Source organism: Gemmatimonadota bacterium, from assembly GCA_016209965.1.
Taxonomy (GTDB): Bacteria; Gemmatimonadota; Gemmatimonadetes; order Longimicrobiales; family RSA9; genus JACQVE01.
In genome coordinates this window covers 1-6,038 of sequence record JACQVE010000016.1, presented here as the reverse complement: position 1 = coordinate 6,038, position 6,038 = coordinate 1, and the positions used below count along the sequence as shown (strand labels likewise).

At 66.6% G+C, this 6,038-nt stretch carries 5 protein-coding genes; 1 reads left to right on the top strand and 4 read right to left on the bottom strand.

Annotation, left to right across the window (positions count from 1 at the left end; genetic code table 11):
• Window positions 1–597: hypothetical protein (locus HY703_00760; GenBank protein MBI4543709.1), on the top strand; the 597-nt coding region annotated here is incomplete at its 5' end.
• A gap of 9 nt (window positions 598–606) precedes the next feature.
• Here the strand turns inward: HY703_00760 and HY703_00755 are convergent.
• The 4 genes from HY703_00755 to HY703_00740 all read right to left on the bottom strand — a co-directional run bounded on the left by HY703_00755 (window position 607) and on the right by HY703_00740 (window position 5,904).
• Window positions 607–1,353: a tRNA (cytosine(32)/uridine(32)-2'-O)-methyltransferase TrmJ gene (locus tag HY703_00755; GenBank protein MBI4543708.1), complete on the bottom strand. Its 747-nt coding sequence runs from the start codon at window positions 1,351–1,353 to the stop codon at window positions 607–609.
• A gap of 226 nt (window positions 1,354–1,579) precedes the next feature.
• A complete protein-coding gene (locus HY703_00750) occupies window positions 1,580–1,807 on the bottom strand; it encodes a hypothetical protein (protein MBI4543707.1) in 228 nt (75 codons plus the stop codon).
• Entirely contained in the window at window positions 1,804–3,327 is a 1,524-nt protein-coding gene (locus tag HY703_00745) for a sodium:calcium symporter (GenBank protein MBI4543706.1), read from the bottom strand. Before HY703_00745 ends, HY703_00750 begins: the two co-directional genes overlap by 4 nt.
• 162 nt (window positions 3,328–3,489) lie before the next feature.
• Complete coding sequence (locus HY703_00740; GenBank protein MBI4543705.1) at window positions 3,490–5,904, bottom strand: sodium-translocating pyrophosphatase; 2,415 nt, start codon at window positions 5,902–5,904, stop codon at window positions 3,490–3,492.
• Window positions 5,905–6,038 lie beyond the last annotated feature (134 nt).

Sequence of the window (6,038 nt, the reverse complement as noted above, 5' to 3'; positions counted from 1 at the left end):
GGCCCCTACTTCTTCATGGCTGCGTTCCTGGGAGGCATTGCGGCCACGGCGCTGCTCACGGTCGTCTACCGGCGGGGGCTCGAGCTGGGCAGCGCGATCCAGCCGCCGCAGCTCCATGACCTGGGCAAGCTGACGTTCGCCTTTTGCGTGTTCTGGGCCTACCTCTTCTGGTCGCAGTACCTGGTGATCTGGTACGGCCTCCTGCCCCGCGAGCAGAGCTTCGTGATCCACCGGCTCTCCGCGCCCTTCACGCCCCTCGCCGTGCTCGTCTTCTTCTGCCTCTTCGTGATCCCATTCTTCGGCCTGCTCGGGGCGACGCCCAAGCGGACACCAGGGATCCTCGCCGCCTTCGCGGGCGTGGTGCTGTTCGGGTTGTGGATCGAGCGCTATACGCTGATCTATCCCTCGCACTACCCGCGGGCCGCCGAGCTTTACCTGGGCTGGCAGGAGGTGGGGATCGCCTTCGCCTTCGCCGGACTGCTGCTCGCCTCGCTCATGTTCTTCGCCACACGCTTTCCGCTCTTCCAGCTCTGGCAGCCGCTCTCCGAGCTCGAGCTGCTGCGCGCGCCGGGCGAATTGCCGTCCGAACCGGAATAGGCGGAGCCCTCAGCCCTTCCGCGCCAGAAACTTTTGCAGCTCGAGGGCCATGGCGCGGAGCAGCCTGGCCTCGCGCTCGTTAGGGCGCGCGCGCCGGGCCAGGGCGCGGAGCGTGCGCAGCAAGGCCGGCGCGTTGCGCGCCTTGAAGAAGTCGATGGCCTCGAGCCCGGCCTCCGCTTCCTGAAACAGGAGCTGGAGCTGCTCCGCCGTGGCGGGCCGCACTCCGCGGCGCGGGGCGGGCAGTGGCCGGTCGGTGCCCGGCCCGGCAAGCCACAGCTCGTAGGCTACGATCAGGACCGCCTGCGCCAGGTTGAGGGAGCGGTGCCGCGGGTTGGTGGGGATGACGAGCAACCGGTCGCAAAGGTCCAGCTCCTCGTTGGAGAGGCCGGTGTCCTCGCGGCCGAAGAGCAGGGTGACGGGGCCGCCCGCGGCGGCGGCTAATTCGAGGAGCTCGGGCGCGGCCTCGCGCGGGTGCTGCCAGACGTAGGGCGCCGTGCGCCGCCGGGCCGTCGCGCCGGCGATGTGCGCGGCATCGGCGAGCGCTGCGCGCAGCGAGTCGAACAGCTCGGTGCGCTCGAGGACGGCTTGTGCGCCGTGGGCAATACCCGCGATGCGGTAGGCGTCGAACTCGGCGGGTCGGACCAGGCGCAGCCGGGCGAGCCCCATGTTCATCATGGCGCGCACTGTCCCGGCAATGTTGACCAGGTCCTGCGGCTCGTTCAGGACGACGACGCAGTTGTCGAGGGGGGATGACACGGGCGGAAGGTCATGGCGGTCGAGAATACGCAAGTGGATTTGTGAAACGGCGCACTCGTACCGCGACCTGATGATTGTGACTACTGGAGTGGTGCATCGTGCTACAACAGGTCACGCGGAGGCGCGGAGAACGCGGAGCGTTCAATGGTCTCCGCGTTCTCCGACCGCGCCCTGCCGGCTGCGCGTGACATGATTTGATGCACTCGTCAGAACCATTGCCGTGCGTTTAGCGCCCCCGCTCCTCGACGGCGCCGGCGATAGGGGGCTCGGCCGGGCCGGTGCCGTCCGGGTCGATGTGCTCCTTCCGCTGCAGCACGCGCCAGAAGCAGTACAGCGTCAGGGCCGTGACCATGCCGATGCTGAGCAGCATGAAGGCGAGCGCGCCGGCGCTCAGGCCGGCGGCGGCCGCCGCAGTCTCCGCGGCCTGAGCGGTCAGCAAGAGTAGCGGGTTCATCGGGCCACCTGGGCTGGAGTCGTCGCTTCCACGGGCGCATGCTCGGCTCTGCGGCGCCATGCTGCCCGGATCAGCAGGATCCCGGCGAGCAGCATGGCCACCATGGTCAGGCGCGCGGCCCAGCGCCACGCCAGTTGCTCGGCGGGCACGCCCTCCATGAGGAAGGCGGGGCGCATGGCGGTCAGGCCGTACCAGATCAGCAGTCCGGTCAGGAAGAGGGGCGCGACCCACTTCATCACGAACTTGAAGAACAGCGGGATGCGAAGGTCTGCGCCCTCGTGGATGTCCTCCCAGAAGCGGTCGACGCCGAACGCCAGGCGGATGATCCAGACCTCGATGAAGGCGAAGACGACCAGGCCGAAGGTGCCGGCCCAGTCATCCCATTCCGTGAGCCAGCCCATGCGATACCACCAGACGACGGCGAGCCCGAGGGCCAGGGCAGTAAGGCCGAGCCCGAGCGCTACCTTTTTCCGTGGCAGCCCGAACTCCTCCTGCAGGAATGCCATGGCGGGCGAGGCCAGGGCGACCGACGAGGTGATGCCGGCAATGAAGAGCAGCGCGTACCACATGAAGCCCGCGATCTGCCCCAGGATCTGCGGGCCCGGCAGCCCCTGGAAGACGATGGCCATGGCGATGATGCCGAAATCGAAGGAGCCGCGCGAGGCAATCGCCATGGCGCCGGTCACGCCGAAGAAGGTGACGGCGGCGGGAATGGCGATGGTGCCGCCCAGGGCTACCTCGGCGAACTCGTTGGTTGCCGCCGTGGAGAGCCCGGTCAGGGTGATGTCATCCTTACGCGACAGGTAGGAGGCGTAGGTGTGGATCGAGCCCATACCCAGGGACAGGGTGAAGAAGATCTGGCCCGCGGCGGCTACCCACACGCCAGCATCGCCCAGGGCACTCCACTGTGGTGTCCAGATGAACGCCAGTCCCTGCCCAGGCGAGCCCTCGGCCGGGGGCAGCGTCAGCACGCGGATCAGCAGGATGAAGGCGAAGAGGAAGAGGAGGGGCATGCCGTAGAGCGCGAGCTTCTCGATGCCGCCCGAGATGCCGCGCGCCAGGATCCAGGTGATGAAGGCGAGGGTGAGGCCGTAGAACAGGAAGCCGACCCAGCCGCCGTGTACGCTGGAATCGTGGATGTTCTGGAAGGAGTAGAGGAAGGCGGCCACCTCCTCCGTCGAGAGCCCGAAATAGCTGCCCGTGATGCTGAAGAAGGTGAAGCCCAGGATCCAGCCCACAATGACCGTATAGTAGACGAAGACGACCAGGGGCATGATCACGCCCAGCACGCCCACGTACTTCGCCACCGGGTGGCGCCACATGCGGTCGAACATGCCCGGGATGGTGCCGTGGCCGTAGCGGCCGCCGTAGCGGCCGATCCCCCATTCCATCCACATGAGCGGGATACCCAGCAGCAGGAGCGAGATGAAGTAGGGGATCATGAACGTGCCGCCGCCGTTGTTCGCGGCCTGCACAGGGAAGCGCAGGAAGTTGCCCAGCCCCACGGCGTTGCCGGCCATGGCCAGGATCAGGCCGACGCGGGTGCCCCAGTGCTCGCGCGCATGTTGTCCGGCCACGGGCAGGCTCCTTGTGGCGAGGGGGTTCGCGTAATGTCAGGATGGGACCGGCGGCCAGACTAGCCGGGGGCGGAACCGCTTGTCAAGGAGTGGCGGCACCCGCACTTACCCCGCCTCGTGCACGGCCTCCGCGGCCGCGCCGGCCACCGCCTCGCGCCAGCGGGCCGATGCCGGAGTGACAATGCGCATGGCGTAGAAGGAGCGCCATACAAAGACCATGGCCGCGGCGGTGAAGAGCGCGGCCAGGACGAGGCTGGTTCCGCGCTCCATTTCAATGGCCAGCTCGACGGCCAGCAGTCCGAAGAGCGTGGTGAACTTGATGACCGGGTTCATGGCCACAGAAGACGTGTCCTTGAACGGGTCGCCCACCGTGTCCCCCACTACCGTGGCCGCGTGCAGCGGTGTCCCCTTCTGCTTGAGTTCCACCTCGACCAGCTTCTTGGCGTTGTCCCACGCGCCGCCCGCGTTGGCCATGAAGATGGCCTGGTAGAGGCCGAAGGTGGCAATGGAGATGAGGTAGCCGATGAAGAAGTAGGGCTCGAGCGAGGCGAAAGCCAGCGTCGAGAAGAAGACGGTGAGGAAGATGTTGAACATGCCGCGCTGCGCGTACTGCGTGCAGATGGCGACCACCCGCTTCGAGTCGCGGATCGAGGCCCGCTCGACGCCCTCGAGCTGGATGTTCGCCTTGATGAACTCGACCGCGCGGTAGGCGCCGGTCGAGACAGCCTGCGTGGAGGCGCCCGTGAACCAGTAGATCACAGCGCCGCCCGTGATCAGGCCCAGCAGGAAGGGCGGGTAGAGGATGGAGAGCTTCTCGAGGTCCGTGGTTAGCCCGTTGGTGAGCAGCACGATGATCGAGAAGATCATGGTGGTCGCGCCCACCACCGCGGTGCCGATGAGCACGGGCTTGGCCGTGGCCTTGAAGGTATTGCCCACGCCGTCGTTTTCTTCCAGGAAGTGCTTGGCCGTCTCGAAGTTGAGGTCGAAGCCGAAGTCGCGCTTCACCTCCTGGCGGATGTTGGGGATGTGCTCGATCACCGAGAGCTCGTAGATCGATTGAGCGTTGTCGGTGACCGGGCCGTAGGAGTCGACGGCAATCGTGACCGGGCCCATCCCCAGGAATCCGAAGGCGACCAGGCCGAAGGCGAAGACCGGCGCGGCGAGCATGATCTCGGCGAGGCCCAGGGTGCTGGCGCCGTAGGAGGCGGCCATGAGCGCCACAATGGCCATGCCCATCCAGTAGGCACTGAAGTTCCCGGCGGTGAAGCCGGAGAGGATGTTGAGAGATGCGCCGCCTTCCTGGGAGGCGGTCAGCACCTCTTTGACGTGGCCGGACTTCATGGAGGTGAAGACCTTCACCAGCTCCGGAATGATGGCCGCCGCCAGCGTGCCGCAGGTGATGATGGTGGAGAGCTTCCACCACAGGGAGCCGTCGCCCAGCTCCGGGATCAGGAGGTAGGAGACGGCGTAGGTCATGGCCACGGACACCAGGCACGTGAGCCAGACCAGGAAGGTCAGCGGCGCCTCGAAGTTCATGACATCGGCGGAGCCGTAGCGGCGCCGGGCAATGGCCTCGTTGATCAGGTAAGAGAGCACGCTGGTCACGATCATCATGATGCGCATGGCGAAGATCCAGACCAGGAGCTGGACCTGCACCAGGGGGCTGGGCACGGCCAGCAGGATGAAGGTGATGAGGGCGACGCCGGTTACGCCGTAGGTCTCGAAGCCGTCGGCGGTCGGGCCAATGGAATCGCCGGCGTTGTCGCCCGTGCAGTCCGCAATCACGCCGGGGTTGCGTGCGTCGTCCTCCTCGATCTTGAAGACGATCTTCATGAGATCGGCGCCGATGTCCGCGATCTTGGTGAAGATCCCGCCCGCAATGCGCAGCGCGGCCGCGCCCAGCGACTCGCCAATGGCGAAGCCGATGAAGCAGGGGCCGGCGTAATCCCCGGGAATGAAGAGCAGAATGAAGAGCATGATCACCAGCTCGGTGCTGATGAGCATGGTGCCTATGCTCATGCCCGCCTTGAGCGGTATGGCGTAGGTGGGGAAGGGCTTGCCCCCCAGGCTGGCGAAGGCCGAGCGCGAGTTGGCGTAGGTGTTGATGCGGATGCCGAACCAGGCCACGCCGTAGCTGCCGGCAATGCCCACCAGACTGAAGAGCAGGATGATTGCGACCTTGAGAGCCTCGAAGTCCCGCAGCACGCCGAAGTAGACGACGAGGATGATGCCAATGAACAGCTCGAGCAGCAGGATGAACTTACCCTGCGTGATCAGGTAGGTCTTGCAGGTCTCGTAGATCAGCTCGGAGACCTCGCGCATCGAGCGGTGCACGGGTAGCCGCTGGAGCTGGCGGGACATGAACAGGCCGAAGAGGAGGCCGGCCAGGCAGACGAGCAGGCCGGCCATGAGCAGCATCTGGCCATCGAGTCCCAGGAACGTCGAGCCAGTCAGCTCCGGCAGCACCAGGCTGGCCTCGCCTCCCCGGTGCGCGGCCGCCTGTGTCGCCCCCTGCATCATAGAGTGTCCCTCGTCTGCGCGTGCCGGCCCCGGCAAGGCGCTCGGTGCCGGCGCTCAACTTCTGCGCGACTCAAGCGGCAAAGAACCGCCAGCGGTCTCGACACTACAAAAAGAGGGCCGGGGCGCGTCTTGGG

Excerpts from the sequence above, each read along its gene's own strand:
- HY703_00750 (MBI4543707.1), bottom strand. The coding sequence starts at position 1,807 with ATGAACCCGCTACTCTTGCTGACCGCTCAGGCCGCGGAGACTGCGGCG.
- HY703_00745 (MBI4543706.1), bottom strand. The coding sequence starts at position 3,327 with ATGGCCGGCAACGCCGTGGGGCTGGGCAACTTCCTGCGCTTCCCTGTG.
- HY703_00740 (MBI4543705.1), bottom strand. The coding sequence starts at position 5,904 with ATGATGCAGGGGGCGACACAGGCGGCCGCGCACCGGGGAGGCGAGGCC.